The sequence below is a fragment of the Aquipluma nitroreducens genome, from assembly GCF_009689585.1.
Lineage (GTDB): Bacteria > Bacteroidota > Bacteroidia > Bacteroidales > Prolixibacteraceae > Aquipluma > Aquipluma nitroreducens.
Map to the genome: position 1 here is coordinate 4506062 of NZ_AP018694.1, position 16781 is coordinate 4522842.

The 16781-nt window shown below is 41.4% G+C and carries 19 protein-coding genes; 10 read left to right on the plus strand and 9 right to left on the minus strand.

From position 1 onward, the window contains the following. Window positions 1-2: 2 nt before the first annotated feature. From AQPE_RS18960 to AQPE_RS18985, 7 genes are all read right to left on the minus strand, one after another. Window positions 3-4391, minus strand: a complete 4389-nt coding sequence (locus AQPE_RS18960; RefSeq protein ID WP_318348068.1) for a CusA/CzcA family heavy metal efflux RND transporter — start codon at window positions 4389-4391, stop codon at window positions 3-5. Window positions 4392-4696: 305 nt separating this feature from the next. Beyond that, window positions 4697-5002 carry a DUF6660 family protein gene (locus AQPE_RS23915; RefSeq protein ID WP_404800987.1) on the minus strand — a complete coding sequence of 102 codons (306 nt, stop codon included), beginning with the start codon at window positions 5000-5002 and terminating at the stop codon, window positions 4697-4699. 54 nt (window positions 5003-5056) lie between these two features. Further along, a complete protein-coding gene (locus AQPE_RS18965) occupies window positions 5057-5467 on the minus strand; it encodes a Fur family transcriptional regulator (protein WP_318348069.1) in 411 nt (136 codons plus the stop codon). Window positions 5468-5887: 420 nt separating this feature from the next. After that, window positions 5888-6217, minus strand: coding sequence for a YnfA family protein (locus AQPE_RS18970; RefSeq protein ID WP_318348070.1), 330 nt, complete (start codon window positions 6215-6217; stop codon window positions 5888-5890). Window positions 6218-6235: 18 nt separating this feature from the next. Then, window positions 6236-6442 carry a GDCCVxC domain-containing (seleno)protein gene (locus AQPE_RS18975; RefSeq protein WP_318348071.1) on the minus strand — a complete coding sequence of 69 codons (207 nt, stop codon included), beginning with the start codon at window positions 6440-6442 and terminating at the stop codon, window positions 6236-6238. Between the two features lies 1 nt (window position 6443). After that, window positions 6444-7043 (minus strand): mercuric transport protein MerTP, encoded by a 600-nt coding sequence (gene merTP, locus AQPE_RS18980; RefSeq protein ID WP_318348072.1) that lies wholly within the window; start codon window positions 7041-7043, stop codon window positions 6444-6446. Then, window positions 7040-7414 carry an ArsR/SmtB family transcription factor gene (locus tag AQPE_RS18985; protein ID WP_318348073.1) on the minus strand — a complete coding sequence of 125 codons (375 nt, stop codon included), beginning with the start codon at window positions 7412-7414 and terminating at the stop codon, window positions 7040-7042. Before AQPE_RS18985 ends, merTP begins: the two co-directional genes overlap by 4 nt. 250 nt (window positions 7415-7664) lie before the next feature. Here AQPE_RS18985 and AQPE_RS18990 point away from each other — a divergent pair, with 250 nt between their 5' ends. The 10 genes from AQPE_RS18990 (at window position 7665) to cobA (ending at window position 15577) form a co-directional block, all read left to right on the plus strand. Beyond that, window positions 7665-10001 (plus strand): sulfurtransferase TusA family protein, encoded by a 2337-nt coding sequence (locus AQPE_RS18990; RefSeq protein WP_318348074.1) that lies wholly within the window; start codon window positions 7665-7667, stop codon window positions 9999-10001. Window positions 10002-10042: 41 nt separating this feature from the next. Further along, window positions 10043-11002, plus strand: coding sequence for a cysteine synthase A (gene cysK, locus AQPE_RS18995; RefSeq protein WP_318348075.1), 960 nt, complete (start codon window positions 10043-10045; stop codon window positions 11000-11002). A 181-nt stretch (window positions 11003-11183) separates the two neighbouring features. Further along, window positions 11184-12161, plus strand: a complete 978-nt coding sequence (cysK, locus tag AQPE_RS19000; protein WP_318348076.1) for a cysteine synthase A — start codon at window positions 11184-11186, stop codon at window positions 12159-12161. A 27-nt stretch (window positions 12162-12188) separates the two neighbouring features. Next, window positions 12189-12401, plus strand: coding sequence for a sulfur carrier protein ThiS (gene thiS, locus AQPE_RS19005; protein WP_318348077.1), 213 nt, complete (start codon window positions 12189-12191; stop codon window positions 12399-12401). A 73-nt stretch (window positions 12402-12474) separates the two neighbouring features. After that, complete coding sequence (locus tag AQPE_RS19010; protein ID WP_318348078.1) at window positions 12475-13284, plus strand: HesA/MoeB/ThiF family protein; 810 nt, start codon at window positions 12475-12477, stop codon at window positions 13282-13284. 3 nt (window positions 13285-13287) lie between these two features. After that, entirely contained in the window at window positions 13288-13800 is a 513-nt protein-coding gene (locus tag AQPE_RS19015) for a DsrE/DsrF/DrsH-like family protein (RefSeq protein WP_318348079.1), read from the plus strand. 17 nt (window positions 13801-13817) lie between these two features. Beyond that, on the plus strand, window positions 13818-14042 hold the full coding sequence (locus tag AQPE_RS19020) for a sulfurtransferase TusA family protein (protein ID WP_318348080.1): 225 nt from the start codon (window positions 13818-13820) through the stop codon (window positions 14040-14042). A gap of 11 nt (window positions 14043-14053) precedes the next feature. Then, window positions 14054-14449 (plus strand): M67 family metallopeptidase, encoded by a 396-nt coding sequence (locus AQPE_RS19025; RefSeq protein ID WP_318348081.1) that lies wholly within the window; start codon window positions 14054-14056, stop codon window positions 14447-14449. 11 nt (window positions 14450-14460) lie between these two features. Continuing rightward, window positions 14461-14820: a hypothetical protein gene (locus AQPE_RS19030; RefSeq protein ID WP_318348082.1), complete on the plus strand. Its 360-nt coding sequence runs from the start codon at window positions 14461-14463 to the stop codon at window positions 14818-14820. Window positions 14821-14827: 7 nt separating this feature from the next. Then, on the plus strand, window positions 14828-15577 hold the full coding sequence (gene cobA, locus AQPE_RS19035) for a uroporphyrinogen-III C-methyltransferase (RefSeq protein WP_318348083.1): 750 nt from the start codon (window positions 14828-14830) through the stop codon (window positions 15575-15577). Between the two features lie 63 nt (window positions 15578-15640). Here the strand turns inward: cobA and AQPE_RS19040 are convergent, their stop codons facing one another. After that, window positions 15641-16066 (minus strand): RrF2 family transcriptional regulator, encoded by a 426-nt coding sequence (locus AQPE_RS19040; RefSeq protein WP_318348084.1) that lies wholly within the window; start codon window positions 16064-16066, stop codon window positions 15641-15643. Window position 16067: 1 nt separating this feature from the next. Then, entirely contained in the window at window positions 16068-16757 is a 690-nt protein-coding gene (locus tag AQPE_RS19045) for a Crp/Fnr family transcriptional regulator (RefSeq protein ID WP_318348085.1), read from the minus strand. Window positions 16758-16781: the final 24 nt, after the last annotated feature.

Below are 16781 nucleotides of genomic sequence, written 5' to 3' on the forward strand. Positions count from 1 at the left end.
AATTAAAATGTTTTACCTGTGATAAAATCAATTGATATGATAGTTTGGTTGTAGCCGTTCAGCGCATCAATATAGTTTTGCTTAATGGTCAACGCCCTGTTCAGTGTCAGGATATAATCGAGATAATCCAAAGCCCCGGCTTTGTAGCTATGGGTAGCCTGATCAATGATAAGATCGGCCTCGGGGATGGCCTGTTTCTCGTAATAGGCAATACTGTTGTTGAACTTGCTATATTCTTCGAGTAGCGAATGGTAGGTTCCGTTGAGCGATTTCCTGTAATATTCAGCATTTGTGCCAGCAACCTGTTCTTTTATTTTTGCCGCTTTTATTTTTGCCGAATAGGGAGCAAACCACAAAGGAACAGTAATGCCAGCCTGAACCCCGTTAAACCTGTCGCCTGTGCCAAAAGTGCGTGGTAAGCCGTCAACTTCCTGAGTTCCCTGTATGGTTTGGCTGAAATATCCAACTGATAAATCGGGCATCAGGCGACTACGTTCAAGGTTCTTTTCAATTCGCGATACTTCGGATTGTTGCTTCATAAACCCTAACGATGGATTGGCATCAGTGACCATATTTTCAGCAGAAGATATTGACCCCGAACGACGAAGAACCGTATCCGCAAGGCTTAATTCCGCATCGGTATTTAAGAGTGTTTGCAGTTTATTCCTGAAAATACTCAAATCGGCAGTTGTTTGCTGCAACAGGTTTTTTATTTCCATGCTCTGCGAACGGGCGGTAATCATTTCGAGCCGGTTGGTTTCCCCTGTTTTTGCCCTTAACTCAGCAGCCCTTAGAAAACCAGAAAAAAGACTGTCCTGGTACATTAACAGTTTTTGCTTTGAATAGAGATAAGCCAATTGCCAGTACACTTGTTTTACCTGCGTGGCAATTTCGAGTTGCGAAGCTTTGAGTTGCCATTCGCTGCTTTTCACATTGGCATCGGCAAGTTTGCTTTGGTTGATATAAACCGTAGGAAAAGCAAGTGATTGCGAAATGGTGACACTGTTATCTTTTGAATAGGAATTAAACTGTCCGTACTCGCCTTCTATGTTTGTTTTGGGAATGTCCCACGATGCCCCTTTCAATGCTTTTTGTGCATCAATCGAATAGGCGGACGAGCGCACCATAAGGTTGCTGTCTAATGCCATTTGAAGAGCTTGTTGCAAAGTGACAGTTTTTGCAGATTGCGCATTTACAGTGCTGAATGTAGTAATACCAAACAATAACAACAGTATTGCAATTCCTGCGTTTAGATTTTTCTTTTCCGAAGAATTTCTGGAATTACGTTTGGAAAACAGGATATACAACACGGGTAATACAACCAGCGTTAACAAGGTTGATGTAATGAGGCCTCCAATCACTACAGTTGCCAACGGTTTTTGAACTTCGGCACCTGCCGATGTTGACAAAGCCATAGGTAGAAAACCGAGCGAAGCTACTGCCGCTGTCATTACTACCGGACGTAATCGGGTGTGTAACCCTTTTAGTACCCGTTCTGTAATATCGGTAATACCTTCCTTTTCGAGGCGGTTAAACTCAGCAATAAGCACAATGCCGTTAAGTACCGCCACACCAAACAGGGCGATGAAACCGACACCTGCCGAAATGGAGAAATTCATGTCGCGCATCCATAATGCAACCACCCCGCCAATGGCAGCCATAGGAACAGCAGTAAAAATGAGTAAGGTTTGTTTTAACGAATGGAACGTGAAAAACAATAGCACAAAAATAAGCAGTAAAGCTACCGGAACAGCAATGGACAGACGGTCACGGGCAGCAATAAGGTTTTCGAACTGACCGCCGAAAGTGGTATAATATCCCACTGGTAAATCGAGGTTTGTATTGATGTTTGATTGCGCTTCACGCACAACACTTTCAACATCACGGCCACGCACGTTGAAACCAATGGTTAACCTGCGTTTTGTGTTTTCCCTTGAAACTTGTGCTGGTCCGGTTTTTATTTCGATGCTGGCAACCTGTTCAAGAGGGATCAAACGACCATCGGGCAAGGCAACCGAAAGGTTCCTTACATCAGAAATGTCCTGACGGTATTCTTTATCGAGTCGAACAACGAGGTCGAAACGTTTTTCTTCATCGAATACAACACCTGCTGAACTACCTGCAAAAGCAGCTTTTAGTACACTGTTAACCTCGGACACAGATAAACCATATTGCGCCAAACGCTGTCGGTTATATTCCACCTGAATCTGAGCAAGCCCGGTTACCTTCTCTACGCTAATATCTTCAATTCCAACGGTATTTTGAATCAATTTTTCGATTTCAGTAGCTTTTAAGGCAAGGGTGTCGAGGTTGTCTCCGAATAATTTTATGGCCACGTCTTGCCTTGACCCGGTCATTAATTCATTAAAACGAAGTTGAATAGGTTGTGAGAATTCGAATTTTACACCAGCAAGAACACCCAGTTTCTCTTCCATCTTCTCTACCAGCTCTTCGCGGGTTTCGGCTGAAGTCCACTCATCTTTATCTTTAAGTGTAATAATATAATCGCCCGTTTCCATTGGAGTAGGGTCGGTAGGTATTTCGCCCGGACCAATTTTACATACCAGATGCTTTACCTCGGGAAAATTGTCTCGCAATATTTTATTCGCTTTTTGTACAACTTCAACAGTGTTTGCGGGTGAACCTCCCTGAAGGGTAATAACCAACCCGGCAAGGTCGCCCTCTTCGAGTTGTGGGATAAATTCGCCCCCCAAACGATTAAATAAAAAGATACTGCCCACTAACATCGTTACGGAAATAAGTACCACCGATATTTTATGGCGCAATGCAAGTTTTATCATTGGGTTGAATGCCTTTTGAAGTACATCCATAATCCGGTCAGAAATATTTCGCTTGTGTTCTGTTTTTTTACTGAGGAACAAAGCTGAAATCATTGGAACCCATGTAAGGGATAGAATGAAAGCCCCTAAAATGGCAAACCCTACTACCTGCCCCATTGGTCGGAACATTTTACCTTCGATACCCACCAAAGCCAATATCGGAAGGTAAACAATGAGGATAATGATTTCGCCAAATGCTGCGGCTGTCCTTATTTTGCTCGATGCCTGAAATACTTCATCGTCCATCTGTTTTTGAGTAAACCGGGTAATTCCCTGATGGTGGTGTTTGCTCAACGATATTCGATGAACTATGCTTTCAACAATAATTACAGCACCATCTACAATTAATCCAAAGTCGATAGCACCAAGGCTCATCAGGTTTCCTGACACACCAAAAAGTCGCATCATCGATATTGCAAAAAGCATTGCCAAAGGGATAACGGAAGCCACAATAAGCCCTGCCCTAAGATTACCCAACAAAAGAACCAGAATAAAAATAACTATCAATGCTCCTTCAACAAGGTTGCGTGAAACTGTACCAATAGCACGGTCAACCAAATGGGTACGGTCGAGGTAAGGGGTAATTTCGATGCCTTCGGGCAATGATTTTTGAATGGATTCAATTTTTGTTTTTACATCCTTGATTACTTCGTTGGCATTTGCCCCTTTGAGCATCATTACCACACCACCCACTGCTTCTTTATTGTCAGACACCAATGCCCCGTAACGGGTTGCACTCCCGAATTGAACTGTTGCCACATCGCGAACCAGCACAGGAATGCCATTTATACTTTTTACAACAATGTTCTCAATATCTTCAAGTGTCTTAACCAGTCCAATGCCACGGATAAAATAAGCTTCGGGCTTTTTGTCGATATAAGCACTACCTGTGTTCTCGTTGTTGTTTTCGAGCGCTCCGAAAATATCGGTGAGCGAAAGCCCCATTGCACGGAGCCTTTCAGGGTTTACTGCTATCTCGTATTGTTTTACGAAACCTCCATAGCTGTTTACATCGGCTACACCGGGAGTTCCAAGCATTTGGCGGCGTACAATCCAGTCCTGATGTGTTCGCAAATCCATTGGTGTGTATTTATCCTCGAACCCTTTTTGTACTTCAAGAGTATATTGAAATATTTCACCTAAACCAGTCGAAATCGGAGCCATTTCAATTTTAGCCAAACCAGCAGGAATAGCCTCTTCTGCCTCACGCAGCCGTTCGCCAATTTGCTGCCGTGCCCAGTAAATATCTACATTGTCTTTAAAAACTACGGTAACCACAGACAAACCCAAACGTGATATTGAGCGAAGCTCCAACACATCGGGAATGTTTGCAACAGCCACTTCTACAGGGGCAGTAATGAAGCTTTCCACTTCCTGTACTGCCAGTGACGGCGCACGCGAAATAACCTGCACCTGATTATTGGTAATATCGGGAACTGCATCAATGGGCAGATGAACAAGCGAATATGTTCCCCATGCAACCAGTGCAAGGGCAAATAACCCGATAATTATCTTGTTCTTTATCGAAAATCGAATGATTAGTTCTATCATAATTTAATTATTTTACATGTACGGTGAAAAAGTGATAAATCCGCCCAAATATCCCTGCAATTAAAATCAAACAGGCCAGAGTAATAAAAACCCATTTAACTACCTGTATAAGACGGATTTTCTTTCTTTTTTTCTTTTTAATCTTCTGCTTCAATTTGGTACTTCCTTTATTCTATAAACGCAAAAAGATATTTGCTTCCTAAATGAAAACATTGTAAGAAAGTTTACCTAAAATAATACCAAACTCTGATCTATGATCATTAAAGGTAGAGTATGAAAGGTATCAAGTTAAGTAATAAAGGAAATTAAGATTTCGGGGGAATTAGAAAATCAAACAGGTCAATGCTTTGAAAAGTTGAGGAATATTCATTATAGCTAATTTCCATAATGTCAGCAGTAAATGTGACAGCGATATTGGAAACATAAAAACTCGTCTGGCAACATTGGCAAGTACAGAAAGGAGAACAATGGTCGGTATCGCTTTGATGGTTGTCAGAAGTTGTGTTGGAAAGTTCAGTTTTTTGCACGGAATTGTCCTTTGAAACATCAACGCAAGGAATTGCAGTGAGGGCCAAAACAACAAAAGATAATATGTATGCAAAAAGTTTCATCTGCGATATTTAACGCCAAAGATAGAAAAAAGTTGATGCAACTTAGTTGCAAAGTTATTTTCGACAATTCGCGCAAATACCTTTCACTACCATATTAATATTTTCGAGAGAAAAATCAACAGGTAGATTTATTGAAGGTACGGGAATGTCCGTTAAGCAAAATGTTTGTTTACATTTTGTACAAAGAAAATGAACATGAAGGTCTTCCGGGTGGCACTGACAGGTTTCACGGCACAAAGCATACTTCACAGAAACACTGCCATCGTCGATACTGTGAATGAGTTTTTTTTCTTCGAAAGTTTTGATTGTCCGATAAAGTGTAACCTTGTCGGCTTTCTCAAAAGCCTGTTCAAGGTCGGCTAAACTAATGGCCGTTGTCTGTTCGCTTAAAACCTTCAAAACCAACTCTCGCATTGCTGTTGGTTTGATGTTTCTGTTCTCTAATTTGGTTTCGTTCTCTTTCATAATTCAAGGATGCAAATGTAAACCAATAATCTGTTGTAAAAGTTCATTATCCTTTTTTTAGAATCTGTCAAGTTCGTACTGTCCTACGCACGAAGCGGGCGCGAGGGCAAAAAAAACAGCTCTTTTGCAAACTTGGGTTGTGGGTGTGGTTGCGCAAGTTTGCAAATGTGCTGTTTTGTGCGGGGGATTCCTAATTGCCCCTTAGGGCAAAGCGCGAGGGGGAAAATAAATTCTCTCACGGCCTTAGCGTATGTCATAAAAGCGTTTAACCTTGGTGCTAACATTTTGTGGCTTGGCGAAGGTGGCGATTACGAAGCACAAAACTGTCTGCCAGCACTGAACTTGATACGAAGCTCAAATGTTCAATTAAGAACATAACCGCGGCTTTTGCCAAACCGCTGTTATGTGCTGCCCTTCTTCTCATTGTCTTGGTGCGTAATAAATTATGCAAACACCTAACAACGCAATTCCAGCTCCAATGATGTCATATTTGTCTGGCGTGTAATTGTCAAACTTATAAGCCCAAAGCAATGACATTACGATAAAAATCCCTCCGTAAGTTGCATATACTCTTGCAAAGTTTGCTGTCTGCCAAGTCGCAACAACACCGTAGAATGCAAGAATTAAAGCACCTAAAAGTCCATACCAAAGTGGTTTGCCTTCTTTGAGCCAAAGCCACATTAAGTAACCGCCACCTATTTCACAAAGTCCAGCGAGTATAAAAATTGGAATTGATTTTACTATTTCCATACTATTTTTTTTGTCTTGCTAGCAACAATTTTTTTTCTCTTGAATTGAAGGACATTTTACTGAACCGTAACTGCAATAAACACAGCAGTCGCCTTGAATTGGTTTTAAAACGGTCTTGCAGTTTTCACATTCGTAAAAATATTGGCAAGCGTCTGTCGGCATTATTTCTTCTTTCTTGTGTCCGCAGTTTGGGCAAGTGATTACTGAATTTGGTATGATTTCCATTTTAATTTTCTTTTTTATCGGTTACTGAATAACCTGTTGAATTAATTGCTTTTTCAATTTCGGTAATGTTTGTTTTGGAATTATCAAACTCTACGATTGCGTTTCCGTTGTCATAAGAAGCATTTGAATTTATTATTCCTGCCAATTTGTTCACTTCGTGATTAACGTGTTCCGAACAACTGTTACAAGTCATTCCGCTAATTGAAAACTCAACTTTCTGAATATTTGATTTGTCAACCAAAATGATTTTCTTTTCGGTCTTTGTATAGAAAACATTTGAATAGAATGGAAAGGCAAGCATAATAATTGCAAATACTGTAACAATTCCTAAAAATGTTTTTTTTTGAATGAATTTTGGTTTTTCTTCTGTTTTACAGTTGCAGTCGATTTGTTCTTGGGGTTTCAATTTTTGATACCAAGCAAAACCAAGAACTAAAATTGTCAAACCAATAAAATACGGTCTGAAAGGTTCAAGCCAAGAGAAAGTAGACACAAGTCCACTTGTTCCTGCAATGAGAGCCAAAACTGGCGTTATGCAACAAAGTGAAGCAGCAATTGCTGTCAAAAGTCCCGTACCGATTAATTTATTGTCTGTTTTCATATTGTTTTCAAGATTTTATCTTCAATATAAATTTTGAATAAAGGTTTGAGCATCTTTTCGTAATCTCCTGTTAATGAGTAAAAAATTGTTTGTGCTTCACGCTCTGTTTTAATAAGTTTTCGGTCTTTGAGTTTTCGCAAGTGTTGAGAAATAGCCGAAATTGTCATGCAGAGAATGTCGCTTATGTCACAAACACAAAGTCGTTTTTCTTCATAAAGTAGGAAGAGAATTTTCAATCTAACGTTATTACCTGCCAATTCAAGTCCGCTTGATAAATATTCAAACGAACCGTTGAGTTCTGATACTCTTTCTTTGCAACGGTTTATTTGTTTAATGTCCGCTTGTTGTCTTATGCAAGAATTGTTGTTCATAAGCACAAAGGTAGTTAATTTGTTTATTTTAGCAACTGCTTAAATACAGCAACCTAAAATTCTGCGACTTTAAGGTTGTTGGGTTGTATTGCCTTGCCACTAACAATTATACACCACTTCCGATGGAATTAGCTACTACCTCACTTATGGTATGCCATATACCTAATTTGTGGTATTTGATTGAAAATTTAAGGATTGCAACTTTGCTGGGTATTTGTACTCGTCGGTATAGATACATAAAAAAACCAAAATGTATAAAATCCCTGATTCCCTGAAAAGCGAAATCAGTGCATTTGCAAAGCATGTGCACGATTTTAGGAACGGTGAAATTGAAGCCGTAAAATTCAAAGCCATTCGTGTGCCGATGGGCATTTACGAGCAACGTGTAAACGGTACTTTTATGGTTCGTGTGCGCTGTGCTGCCGGTATGATTACGCCCACCCAATTGAAAGAAGTTGCACTTCTGGCCCAAAAAGAGGGGACTGAACCTATTCACATTACTACCCGTCAGGAGATTCAGTTGCATAACGTTAAGTTGGAACAGGCTCCCGGAATTTTGGAGCAATTGTACCGATTGGGCTTGTCATCGCGAGGTGGTGGCGGAAATACAGTACGCAACATCATGGCTTCGGAAGATGCCGGTATCGCAAAAGATGAAATTTTTAATGTTACGCCGTATGCTCTGTCATTGACTAACACCCTGATTGCCGAATCGGATTCGTGGTCGTTACCTCGTAAATATAAAATTGCATTCGCCGGAAACGATTCGGACAATGCTAACGCCACCTTCAGCGATTTGGGCTTAATTGCCACCATCCGTTCAGGAGAAAAGGGTTTCAAAGTATATATTGGCGGTGGATTGGGTTCAAAACCAACAGCCGGATTTAAACTGTCGGATTTTGTTCCAGCAACCGACCTGCTTTATGTAGGCGAAGCGCTGAAAGTTTTGTTCTCGGAACATGGCAACCGCCGAAACCGCCACAAAGCACGCATCCGTTACATCTTTTACAAACTGGGCGAAGAACGGGTTTTCGAGCTTTTCTATGAAATATTTAACCGTCTGAAAGCTGAAGGCAAGTATGAATTGGAGCTTCCTGAAGTTCATCAATCACTAAAAGAAGGTCAGGTGATTGACTATAATTCTGAAAGCAAATTGTTCGGAAAATGGTTAAAACGATATGTCAAAGAACAAAATCAAAGCGGACTTTATTCCGTTGAAGTGCCATTCAATCAGGGAATGGTCAAAACAGAAACATTTATCCGGTTGGCTGAATTCCTTGCCCCGCTTGGCGAAGATGTGATCCGGTTTACCATGCGGCAAAACATTCTGTTGCGAAATATTCCCGGACAGTTGCTGGAATCCTTGTATCAGGAATTGAACGATTTGGGCGTGGAAGTTGATCTGCCCCGAATCCTGAATTCGCTGGTTGCCTGTGCCGGTGCGGATACCTGCCGGTTGGGAATTTGTCTTTCGAGAGGCGCATCGTCGGCAATCAAAAAATCATTGTCTGGCATTTCTGAAGCCCAGTTGGATGAGTTGAGTGACATCAATGTCAATTTATCTGGATGCCCCAACTCTTGCGGGCAGCACAGCATCGCGCAGCTTGGTTTCTATGGAAAAGCCTCGCGCAACGACCGTCTTTATCCGGCTTACTATGTGGTTGCAGGAGGGCAGACTGGCGACAACAGAGCCCGGCTGGCATCGAAATATGGCGAAATCAACTCCCGTGACTTGCCTCAATTTACAACACAACTCTTAGAAAAATGGAGCGTAAAAAAATCACATTTTTCTGATTTTAACGATTACCTCGACCGCGAAGGAAAAACTGATGTGGAAGAGCTGTTGACCAGCTTTGAAACTATTCCATCATTCGGGGATGATAAAAACTACTATTTCGACTGGGGAGCCGAGGAGATTTTCACGCTCACAGGGAAAGGCGCTGCCGAATGTTCAGCAGGTATGTTTGATATGATTGATTTCGACCGAGATGCCATTTTGGATATTCAAAAAGGCATTGAACACACTAACGATCAGGAATTGATCAACAAATCGCTTTATGGTATTGTATATCATGCTTCAAGGATGTTGCTCGTTACCCGTGGAATAGAGCCGAGTAACCGCGAAGAAATTTTTACTTCATTTATCCAGTCGTTTATACTCGAAGGACATATCAGTCAGGAATTTGAACCGGTAGTTAAGCTGGCATTGACAAATCCTGAAGCTTCATTTGTAAAACACCGGGCTATTGTTTATGACCTGGCAACCTCGGTTATTGATTTATATAACAACATGGACGATTCGCTTCAGTTTAAGGCACAAAATGAAGTTCAGAAAGTGAACAAACCAGAGGCTGAAATCCCATCAGGAAAGCGTTTTAAAGATTTTCGCGGAGTGGCCTGTCCAATGAATTTTGTGAAGACAAAAATTGAATTATCGACCATGAAAAGCGGTGAACTGCTTGAAATCCTTTTGGATGACGGCGCCCCGATTAAAAACGTGCCGGGTTCGGTCCGTAACGAAGGACATCATGTTCTGGAAGAGAAAAAGACTGAAAATTTTTGGTCGGTTTTGATCCGGAAACAATAGATTTAATATTTAATGATTTACATAAAACAAAAAGATACACCATGACAAAAATTGCAGAAAAGTTAACAGACTTAATTGGTAACACTCCATTGTTGGAGCTTTCCAATTTTAGCAGTCAGCATCAGATTGAATCCAGACTGATTGCCAAATTGGAATATTTTAACCCAGGCGGAAGTGTAAAAGACCGCATTGGCAAGGCCATGATCGAAGATGCCGAAGCAAATGGCATACTCAAATCCGATTCGGTAATTATTGAGCCAACCAGTGGAAATACAGGGATTGCCTTAGCGTTGGTTGCCGCTGCAAAAGGATACCGTTTAATCCTTACCATGCCTGAAACCTTTAGTGTCGAACGCCGAAACCTGCTCAAAGCCCTTGGCGCTGAATTGGTTTTGACACCCGGACCTCTAGGAATGAAAGGGGCAATTGCCAAAGCAGTTGAACTGGCAGAAAGTACTCCCAACTCATTCATACCCCAGCAGTTTAAAAACCCTGCAAATCCCGAAATACACCGCAAAACAACTGGAATAGAAATATGGAACGACACCGACGGTGAGGTTGATATTTTTGTTTCAGGAATTGGGACTGGCGGAACGATTACTGGCGTGGGCGAAATCCTAAAGGAAAGTAAGCCGTCTGTTCAAATCATTGCTGTTGAGCCAGCCGATTCACCGGTCATTTCAGGTGGAAATCCAGGTCCGCACAAAATACAGGGCATTGGCGCAGGTTTTATTCCCGATGTGTTGAACCGTTCGGTGATTGATGAAGTTATCACGGTCAGCAATGAAAACGCTTTTGCTACCAGCCGTCAACTGGCCCGCTCTGAAGGATTGTTGGTTGGGATATCATCGGGTGCAGCGGCTTATGCAGCTTTGCAGGTTGCCAAACGTCCCGAGAATAAAGGAAAAACAATTGTGGTTATCCTTCCTGATACTGGTGAAAGGTACCTGTCAACTATCCTTTACCAGTTTGAAGAACCGGCTGCAGTACATTCCAATTAGATTTTATTAATCCCAAAGAGGGCATCGCCTTTGTTGGTTTATAGTTCCTAACGGTCCTATGCGTATCGGGTAATATACCACGTTTATGGTATGCAAAATGCCCTATTCATGGGATTTGGGCATACCATTTATCTAACCACCTTCGCATTTAATAACAACACTATTTATATCAGTCAGAATCATGGCGAAAATTGCAAAAAGCATAACCGATTTGATTGGGAATACTCCTCTTTTGGAACTTAAAAAGATTGAGCGAAAGTTTAGTCTGGAAGCCAAAATTATAGCCAAACTCGAATCGTTTAATCCAGGCCGTAGTGTAAAAGACCGGATAGGGTTTGCACTGATAGATGTTGCTGAAAAGCAGGGCTGGATTGATAAAAATACGGTTGTAATAGAGCCAACCAGCGGAAATACCGGTATTGCCCTCGCACTTGTTGCAGCTTCGAAAGGATACCGGCTCATACTGGTAATGCCCGACTCAATGAGCATCGAAAGGCGAAATATACTGAAAGCGCTTGGTGCAGAAATTGTTCTTAGCTCCGGCCATGAAGGAATGAGCGGCGCTATTCGCAAGGCAACCGAATTAAAAAATACGTTTCCAAAGGTCTTTATTCCGCAGCAATTCAGCAATTATGCGAATCCGGCCATCCACCGGCGAACAACCGCTCTGGAAATTTGGAATGATACTGACGGACTCGTTGATATTTTCATTGCCGGTGTCGGGACAGGAGGAACCATCACCGGAGTTGCTGAAATATTAAAGGAAAAAAATCCTGAAATAAAGGTCGTAGCAGTTGAACCGGCTGACTCTCCTGTACTTTCAGGTGGTAGGTTTGGACCACATAAAATACAAGGTATCGGGGCTGGATTTATTCCGGGAGTACTTAATGTCAATGTGTTCGATGAAATTTTCAGGGTAAAAAACGAAGAAGCTTATGAAATAAGTAACGAACTTGCCCGAACCGAAGGTTTACTGGCGGGAGTCTCTTCCGGAGCAGCTGTTTATGCAGCCATTCAGGTTGCAAAACGCCCTGAAAATAAAGATAAACGTATCGTAGTTATACTTCCCGATACAGGAGAACGATACCTTTCTACCGGGCTTTATCAGGTTGAGAAAAAAGGTGAAGTTCAGAAGCCCGTTTTTGATAAAACAATGTGATTTGATAATTTAAAATAACCGTAAAAAATGGCAAAGATTCAGGTAAATGGTAATGAGCAGGAGGTGGAAGTACCTATCTCTTTGATCGAATTGATTAAGAAAAACGATGTGGCACAGCCCGAAATGGTTTCGATACAGGTAAACGGCGAATTTTTACCGCGAGAAAATTTCAACTCGACACTTATATACGATGGCGATGAAGTTGATTTTCTTTATTTCATGGGCGGAGGTTCAAATTAATTGACGATTTAAACATTTACTATTTACCGTTAAAATAGTAAATGGCAGATTATTTAAATAGTAAATAAACATCATGGATTTTACTGAAGATCAAATACAACGATACAGCCGTCACATTATCCTTCAGGATGTAGGTGTGGAAGGACAGGAAAGAATTAATAAGGGGAAGGTATTGATTGTGGGTGCCGGAGGTTTGGGGGCTCCGGTTGCCCTTTACCTTGCTGCAGCTGGCGTTGGCACCATTGGCATCATCGATGGCGACGTGGTCGATTTGTCGAACCTGCAACGCCAGGTCATTCATTTCACGGCTGATGTGAACAAAGCTAAAGTACTTTCGGCAAAAGAGAAAATTAATCAGCTTAATCCTGATGTAAAGGTGATTCCCTACTACGATCTTTTAACAGCAAGCAATGCTTCGGACATCATCAAAGATTACGATTTTGTGGTGGATGGAACCGATAATTTCCCGGTGAAATTCCTGATCAACGATGCTTGCGTTCAGGCCGGAAAACCATTCTCGCACGGAGGAATATTACGTTTTGAGGGGCAAACCATTACCGTTTTACCAGGAACCGCCTGTTATCGTTGTGTTTTCCATTCACCACCGCCACCCAATGCCGTACCCACCTGTTCGCAGGCTGGCGTTTTAGGGGCCATTGCCGGTATGCTGGGAACCATTCAGGCTGCTGAAGTACTTAAATACCTGACCGGAGTTGGCGATTTGCTGACCAACCGGTTGCTTACTTTCAATGCCAAAACAATGGAGTTCCGCACTATTAAAGTGAAACACAATCGTCGATGTGCAGTTTGTGGCGACCATCCAACCATCACAGAACTGATTGATTACGAACAGGCAACCTGTGAAATAAAAAGCAAACATTAAATTATGGAAATCCCGGAATTAACATCAGAAAATCAGTCGAAAGCGCAAAAGAAGCTTTCTCTCATTAGTTTCAGCGGAGACTTTGACAAGCTGGTGGCGACTTTCACTTTGGCAACCGGCGCTGCGGCAGTGGGCTACGAAGTGAATATTTTCTTTACTTTCTGGGGACTCGATGCCATAAAGAAGAAACAAGGACGTGCTTTTGTCGGAAAAGGTTTTCTGGGTAAGTTGTTTGGTTTTTTCATGGGTGGTTTACGCAGTGCACCTGTCAGCCGGTTGAACTTTCTGGGGCTTAGTCCAAAGATATTCCGCTACCTGATGCGAAAGAAAAACGTTGCTACTCTTGAAGAACTGGTTGAAGCCGCCAAGGCCTTGGAAATAAATTTATACGCCTGCGAAATGGCCATGCACATCCTTGGACTTGAAAAGAGCGACTTTATTCATGAAGTAAAAGGAGTGCTTGGCGTTGCTACTTTCCTCGAATTATCTGAAGGTGGAAGAACGATATTCATTTAATTTAAAATCAATTCAATATGGTTACTTTCAAATTAGATATTACACGTGAGCATTGCCCGATGACTTTTGTTAAAACCAAGATCCAACTGTCAAAACTAAATGCTGGTGATGTATTGGAAGTTTTACTCACTGAAGGCGAGCCGCTCGAAAATGTTCCGAAAAGTTCACGCGAACAAGGATTTAATGTGTTGGAGGTATCGCATGTTGAAGGCGTGGTACATAAAGTCCTCATTCAGAAATAACATTTTAGGCCATGCTCCAAATACCGCAACAAATTATTAATGATCTTTTTGACCACGCCAAAACGGGCTTGCCTGAAGAAGTTTGTGGTTATCTGGCTGGTACCAATAGCCAAGTTGTCAAACATTTCAGGCTAACAAACATTGACCACAGCAACGAGCATTTTTCGTTTGATCCGAAAGAGCAGTTTCAGGTGGTGCGTGAAGCACGGAAATTGGGTTTGGAGATTTTGGCCAATTACCACAGTCATCCCGAAACACCAGCCCGACCTTCGCAGGAAGATATCCGGCTGGCTTTCGATCCGAATATCAGTTATGTGATTGTTTCACTGGCTGCAAAATTACCAGATGTGAAATCTTTCAGGATAAGGGGTGGTGAGGTTGAAAAAGAAGAAATACAGATTATATAGAAAATAAAATCATGGAAAAGCCAACCTTTTTTATAGGCGAAGAATTGTCGGATAAAACGCGACAATGGCTTCACATGCAACAGATTCAATACATTGAACAGCCTTTACAAAAGATTGAAAATATGATAACGGGAGCTTTCGATGGCTATTTATTTTTCAGTCCTTTAGGTATTAACATGTTTAAATCATCCGGAAACTTTCCACTTCCAAACTCGTTGGTTTTTGCTAACCAAAACACCACTGCACGTGCGGCCTGGACACACTTTACAAACAAAGTACATACCTCTCCCGATTCGGAAGAACTGTCGTTTGTGCAATATTCGATTTTCCGATGGATGAAGGAGAATCATTATAAAGGGGAACATATCTAAAATCTTTATGCACTCGTTAATCTCCATTGTTGGCGCCGGGCCGGGCGACCCTGAATTATTAACAGTCAAAGCGCTGAAACGAATTCAGGAAGCCGACATCATCCTGCATGATGCCTTGGTGAGCGATGAAATTTTAAATCTTGCCAAACCTGATGTAGAACGGGTTTATGTGGGCAAAATTTATCAGGACGGCCAAAATCAAACCGGAAGACAGGAATGGATCAACCAATTGCTGATTGATTTGTCAGAAAAAGGACAAAGGGTTGTCCGGCTGAAATCGGGCGATCCGATGATTTTTGGCCGGGGAGCTGAAGAAATCAGGTTTTGCATCGAGAACAAGTTGAACTATGAAGTTATTCCCGGCGTTACGTCTGCACTTGCAGCGGCTTCGTTATACGGGATACCGCTCACCGAACGGGGCAAAAACAGCATGGTACTATTTGGAACCGGGCATTACAGCGAAGGGGAATTCCTGGATATAGACACTTTTGTTTCTGTTTTGAAATCCGGCTCTCCAATCATTATTTATATGGGCTTGAACAAACTGATCCGATTATCCACCCGATTAATCGAACAATCCATTTCAGGAGATACCAGCGTTCAGATTTTAAGCAAAGTTTCACAACCCGATGCTTATTTCATTGAAGGCACTCTGGAAAATATTGCACAGGTGATTGAAAGCAAAAAACCGAATATGCCAGCATTGGTAATTATTGGCAAAAATGTAGTGAAATTGAATGTGGCGGGCAGAGAATAAATATTAAATTTCTTTCAGAGAAACATGTTTCATCCATATAAATATAAGTAATTATCAGCTCATTTATAGAGCTTTAACCCCTGTCGTGAGCATATCCAATGATGTACTTGCCAGTTTGTTGAAAGTGTATTCACGGATATCTTTAAATGTTCCGCGCACTGCACAGTTTGCCTCATCTTTACAATGTTCACAGGGTTCGTAGTATTTTTCGGAAGTACATTTTAGCAAGGCGATGCTGCCTTCAAAAAGCCTGACAATTTCGAGTAAATTGACATCTTTTGGATTTTTTATCAGGAAATAGCCTCCATTTTTACCAAGCTTAGAACTTAAATATCCGTTCTTCTTAAGTTCAAGCAAAATTGATTCGAGGAACCTTTTTGGAATTCGCTCACTCTCGGCTATTTCGTTGATCATCAGGGTTCCTTTTCCAAATTCTTTCGCGAGCCGAACCATTGCCAGCATCGAATATCTTGTTTTTTGTGTCAGCATGCTATCCTATTTTACTGATATACTTTAATTTATCTATGTCATTGATCTCAATGGTTTTTCCCTCTAAAGATACGATTTTCTCATTCTGCCATTTCGATAAAGTCATGATCACATTTTCGGTGGAGCAACCGGCAAATTCGGCAATTTCTTTTCGGGTTAGTGAAAGGAGAAACGAATTGCTATGGTAAACTTCTTCGGCCAGATACAAAATGATGTCGGCGATTCGCCCTTCTTTTTGCTTGTGCGCCAGGCTGATAAAATTCATGACCGACTTTTTGAACATCTCGGAGGCCACCTGAAACATCATCATGGCGAATTTCGAATTATCCATCAAAACCCCTTCAATCACTTTGGAATCAATCATGATAACCTCACAATCTTCAACCGCGATGAGCGAAAACAGGTTATTGTCTTTGTAAAACAGGTTGGCTCCTCCCAAAATCTTTGGTGCCGAAACAATAGTCAGGATAAGATTTTTACTTGTCTCATTCTCGTAATTGAACTTGACAATTCCCTTTTCAAGATAAACCACATGAGATGGCATCCCACCCTGTTTCAAAATGGGTTCCCCTTTTTTAAAAGTGAGTTTAACCGAAGTTTTTTCGAGTTTATCAAAGTCTTTTTCAGAAATAAACTGAGAGGAAATTCTTCTGAACCATGAATATTCCTGCTTGGTTTCACTTAAAAGCATAGCCTGGGATTTTGAAGATGAATG

Coding starts and splice junctions, on each gene's coding strand:
- AQPE_RS18960 (WP_318348068.1), bottom strand. CDS start 4,391: ATGATAGAACTAATCATTCGATTTTCGATAAAGAACAAGATAATTATC.
- AQPE_RS23915 (WP_404800987.1), bottom strand. CDS start 5,002: ATGAAACTTTTTGCATACATATTATCTTTTGTTGTTTTGGCCCTCACT.
- AQPE_RS18965 (WP_318348069.1), bottom strand. CDS start 5,467: ATGAAAGAGAACGAAACCAAATTAGAGAACAGAAACATCAAACCAACA.
- AQPE_RS18970 (WP_318348070.1), bottom strand. CDS start 6,217: ATGGAAATAGTAAAATCAATTCCAATTTTTATACTCGCTGGACTTTGT.
- AQPE_RS18975 (WP_318348071.1), bottom strand. CDS start 6,442: ATGGAAATCATACCAAATTCAGTAATCACTTGCCCAAACTGCGGACAC.
- merTP (WP_318348072.1), bottom strand. CDS start 7,043: ATGAAAACAGACAATAAATTAATCGGTACGGGACTTTTGACAGCAATT.
- AQPE_RS18985 (WP_318348073.1), bottom strand. CDS start 7,414: ATGAACAACAATTCTTGCATAAGACAACAAGCGGACATTAAACAAATA.
- AQPE_RS18990 (WP_318348074.1), top strand. CDS start 7,665: ATGTATAAAATCCCTGATTCCCTGAAAAGCGAAATCAGTGCATTTGCA.
- cysK (WP_318348075.1), top strand. CDS start 10,043: ATGACAAAAATTGCAGAAAAGTTAACAGACTTAATTGGTAACACTCCA.
- cysK (WP_318348076.1), top strand. CDS start 11,184: ATGGCGAAAATTGCAAAAAGCATAACCGATTTGATTGGGAATACTCCT.
- thiS (WP_318348077.1), top strand. CDS start 12,189: ATGGCAAAGATTCAGGTAAATGGTAATGAGCAGGAGGTGGAAGTACCT.
- AQPE_RS19010 (WP_318348078.1), top strand. CDS start 12,475: ATGGATTTTACTGAAGATCAAATACAACGATACAGCCGTCACATTATC.
- AQPE_RS19015 (WP_318348079.1), top strand. CDS start 13,288: ATGGAAATCCCGGAATTAACATCAGAAAATCAGTCGAAAGCGCAAAAG.
- AQPE_RS19020 (WP_318348080.1), top strand. CDS start 13,818: ATGGTTACTTTCAAATTAGATATTACACGTGAGCATTGCCCGATGACT.
- AQPE_RS19025 (WP_318348081.1), top strand. CDS start 14,054: ATGCTCCAAATACCGCAACAAATTATTAATGATCTTTTTGACCACGCC.
- AQPE_RS19030 (WP_318348082.1), top strand. CDS start 14,461: ATGGAAAAGCCAACCTTTTTTATAGGCGAAGAATTGTCGGATAAAACG.
- cobA (WP_318348083.1), top strand. CDS start 14,828: ATGCACTCGTTAATCTCCATTGTTGGCGCCGGGCCGGGCGACCCTGAA.
- AQPE_RS19040 (WP_318348084.1), bottom strand. CDS start 16,066: ATGCTGACACAAAAAACAAGATATTCGATGCTGGCAATGGTTCGGCTC.
- AQPE_RS19045 (WP_318348085.1), bottom strand. CDS start 16,757: ATGCTTTTAAGTGAAACCAAGCAGGAATATTCATGGTTCAGAAGAATT.